Origin of the sequence: Ramlibacter sp. (assembly GCF_013697775.1) — a bacterium.
Classification (GTDB): Bacteria; Pseudomonadota; Gammaproteobacteria; order Burkholderiales; family Burkholderiaceae_C; genus Ramlibacter.
On sequence record NZ_JACCWG010000469.1, the window covers coordinates 1 to 3,221 of the forward strand.

Annotated in this window: 6 protein-coding genes and 1 pseudogene; 5 read left to right on the top strand and 2 right to left on the bottom strand. The window is 67.6% G+C overall.

What is annotated here, in order from left to right; genetic code table 11:
* From H0U68_RS23830 to H0U68_RS23845, 4 genes are all read left to right on the top strand, one after another.
* Positions 1–383 (top strand): energy transducer TonB (locus H0U68_RS23830; protein ID WP_296359443.1); only part of this gene is annotated, 383 nt, incomplete at its 5' end.
* Between the two features lie 6 nt (positions 384–389).
* Positions 390–1,103: a MotA/TolQ/ExbB proton channel family protein gene (locus H0U68_RS23835; RefSeq protein ID WP_296359444.1), complete on the top strand. Its 714-nt coding sequence runs from the start codon at positions 390–392 to the stop codon at positions 1,101–1,103.
* A gap of 2 nt (positions 1,104–1,105) precedes the next feature.
* Positions 1,106–1,519, top strand: a complete 414-nt coding sequence (locus H0U68_RS23840) for a biopolymer transporter ExbD (RefSeq protein WP_296359447.1) — start codon at positions 1,106–1,108, stop codon at positions 1,517–1,519.
* Positions 1,516–1,707 (top strand): hemin uptake protein HemP, encoded by a 192-nt coding sequence (locus H0U68_RS23845; RefSeq protein WP_296359449.1) that lies wholly within the window; start codon positions 1,516–1,518, stop codon positions 1,705–1,707. Before H0U68_RS23840 ends, H0U68_RS23845 begins: the two co-directional genes overlap by 4 nt.
* 3 nt (positions 1,708–1,710) lie before the next feature.
* On the opposite strand, the gene H0U68_RS23850 is transcribed toward H0U68_RS23845, so the two are convergent.
* Positions 1,711–2,118 carry a heme-binding protein gene (locus H0U68_RS23850; RefSeq protein ID WP_296359450.1) on the bottom strand — a complete coding sequence of 136 codons (408 nt, stop codon included), beginning with the start codon at positions 2,116–2,118 and terminating at the stop codon, positions 1,711–1,713.
* A 118-nt stretch (positions 2,119–2,236) separates the two neighbouring features.
* Here H0U68_RS23850 and H0U68_RS23855 point away from each other — a divergent pair, with 118 nt between their 5' ends.
* Entirely contained in the window at positions 2,237–2,929 is a 693-nt protein-coding gene (locus H0U68_RS23855; RefSeq protein ID WP_296359452.1) for a Bax inhibitor-1 family protein, read from the top strand.
* 63 nt (positions 2,930–2,992) lie between these two features.
* On the opposite strand, the pseudogene H0U68_RS23860 reads toward H0U68_RS23855, so the two are convergent.
* A pseudogene (locus tag H0U68_RS23860) lies at positions 2,993–3,221 on the bottom strand (23S rRNA (uracil(1939)-C(5))-methyltransferase); the annotation flags it as partial.

Here is a 3,221-nt window from a genome sequence, read left to right on the forward strand (position 1 = left end):
CCGAGCCGCAGCCGCCGGCCCCGCCCATCGCAGCGCCGGTCGCTCCCGCACCGGCCCCGCCGGCGCCGGCGACACCTCCGGCGCCTCCCGCACCGCCGAAGGTCGAGCTCCCCTCCAGCGATGCCGACTACCTGCAGAACCCCAAGCCTGCCTATCCGCCCATGAGCAGGCGCATGGGCGAACAGGGCAAGGTGGTGCTGCGCGTGCTGATCGGCGCCGACGGCAACGCACAGAAGGCCGAGATCAAGCAGTCCAGCGGCTTCGACCGGCTGGACCAAGCCGGCCTGCAGACCGTCCAGAAGTGGCGCTACGTGCCCGGCAAACGCAACGGCGTGCCGGAAGCCATGTGGTTCGACGTCCCCATCAATTTCGTGCTGGAGTAAACAACAATGAATTCCGAATTCGGCCTCATGCACCTGTGGAGCCAGGGCGACCTGGTGACGCGCAGCGTCGCCGTGCTGCTGCTGGCCATGTCGCTCGCCTCGTGGATGGTGATCATCATCAAGGCGCTCGACATCGGCCGCTACGCGAAGCAGTCGCGCAGCATCGAAAGCTTCTGGCACGCCAGCGATTTCGCCGATGGCCTGAACAAGCTGGGCACCGACCCCGCCAATCCGTACCGCGCATTGGCGATGGAGGGACGCGAGGCCGCCGCGCACCACAGCGCGCAGGCGCAGCTGCACGACTCGCTGGGCGCCAGCGAGTGGCTCACGCGCAGCCTGCGCAACTCCATCGACGAATCCACCGCGCGCATGCAGTCCGGCCTGGCGGTGCTCGCCTCGGTCGGCTCCACCGCGCCCTTCATCGGCCTGTTCGGCACCGTCTGGGGCATCTACCACGCGCTGCTGTCCATCGGCACCGCCGGACAGGCCACCATCGACAAGGTGGCCGGCCCGATTGGCGAGGCGCTGGTGATGACCGCCCTGGGCCTGGCGGTGGCCATTCCCGCGGTGCTGGGCTACAACGCGCTGGTGCGCGGCAACAAGGGCGTGCTGACCAAGCTGAACCGCTTCGCGCACGACCTGCACGCCTACTTCGTGACCGGCGCGCGCGTGTCGGCGGGCAACGCGGCCAAGGTCGTGCCGATGAAGAAGGGAAGCTGACCATGGCCTTCGGCACGCAGGACGACACCGACGAGGTGATGAACGAGATCAACATGACGCCGCTGGTCGACGTCATGCTGGTGCTGCTGATCATCTTCATCATCACCGTGCCGGTGATGAAGCATTCGGTCAACATCGACCTGCCGCGCGCGAGCAGCCAGCCGCAGGACGCCAAGCCGGAAACCATCCGCCTGTCGGTGGACGGCGAGGGCCAGTACTGGTGGAACGAGGGGCGGGTGGCCGATGCCGACCTGCCCAAACTGTTCGCCGAAGCGGCGGCCAAGAACCCGCAGCCGGAGCTGCACCTGCGCGGCGACCGCGCGGTGCGCTACGAGCGCGTGGCGCTGGCCATGTCGGCGGCGCAGCAGGCCGGGCTGCACAAGATCGGCTTCATCACCGAACCGAAGGCGCCGTGACCGCGGGAACGGGCGCTCCGGCCTCCGGCACTTCTCCGTCCAATGCGGCGCCGGCGTCCTCCCCGGCCGCGCCGCCGCTGCGCAGCGAGCAGCTGCTGCAGGGCCGGCGCATGGTGGAAATCGCGCACAACGGCGAGGTCTACCGCCTGCAGTCCACGCGCCTGGGCAAGCTGATCCTCACCAAGTAGCGGTTACAGCCCCAGGGCGGCGATGCCCGCGCGGGCGATCTGCGCGTCTTCGGTCGACTTCACGCCGCTCACGCCCACGGCGCCGATGCACACGCCGTCCTTCACGATCGGCACGCCGCCTTCCAGCATGCCCTGCAGATGCGGCGCGCTCAGGAACGCGGTGCGCCCGCCGTTGATGATGTCTTCGTACACCTTGCTCTCGCGCCGGCCCAGGGCCGCGGTGTTGGCCTTGGCCGGGGCGATCTGCGCCGAAATCGGCGCCGCGCCGTCCAGGCGCTGCAGCCACAGCAGGTGGCCGCCGTCGTCCACAACGGCGAAGCTGACAGCCCAATTGTTCTTCACGGCTTCGGCTTCGGCGCCAGCGGCAATGGCCTTCACGTCCGCCAATTCCAGAAAGGATCTGTTCTTCATCTCGGTCCCAGGATCAAAAGCGCGAGCATAAGCGAGCAGGAATAACCGTTGCGCTGGCTTGAACCTTCCCTAGAATGCGCCCATCTAACTGCCGCAAGGCAACAAAAGGAGAACTGCCATGACCGACCCGATCCAGAGCGTGCAACCGCTGGGCTACGGCACTGCGGTGTCCGCCGACGCGCGCAACAAGGTGCTGCGCAACACCTACTGGCTGCTGGCCCTGAGCCTGTTGCCCACGGTGGCGGGTGCCTGGCTGGGCATCAGCACCGGCATCATGCGCGGCCTGGGTGGCGGCCTCGGGCTGGTGGTGTTCCTGGCGGGTGCCTTCGGCTTCATGTACGCCATCGAGAAGACCAAGAATTCCGCCGCCGGCATCGGCGTGCTGCTTGGCTTCACCTTCTTCATGGGCCTGATGCTGTCGCGCCTGCTGGGCGCGATCCTGCAGATGAAGACCGGCCCCAGCATCGTGATGACGGCGTTCGGCGGCACCGCCGGCGTGTTCTTCGTCATGGCCAGCCTGGCCACCGTCATCAAGCGCGACATCTCCGGCCTGGGCAAGTGGCTGTTCGCCGGCGCCCTGGTCATCATGGTGGGCGCGATCATCAACGTGTTCGTCGGCTCCACCATGGGCGCGATGGTGATCAGCACCTTGTGCATCGCGGTGTTCAGCGCCTACATGCTGTACGACCTCAAGCGGATCATCGACGGCGGCGAAACCAACTACATCACCGCCACGCTGGCCCTCTACCTGGACATCTTCAACGTGTTCCAGAGCCTGCTGGTCCTGCTGGGGATCATGGGCGACGACTGATCCGATCGCCCGCGCACCCGTTGCGCCCTGCACAGAAAGGCCCTTCGGGGCCTTTCTGCTTTGTCACGCATCCAAATCGAAGACCGCCATGGATTCCACGTGCGCCGTGTGCGGGAACATGTTCACCACCCCCGCCGCGCTGCAGCGGTAGCCCGCCTGGTGCACCAGCAGCCCCGCGTCGCGCGCCAGCGTGGCCGGGTTGCAGCTCACGTAGACGATGCGTGCGGGCGGCCGCCAGCCGCCGCGCAGCGACGGGTCCTGGTGCAGGTCGGCCAGGGTCTTGGCCAGCGCG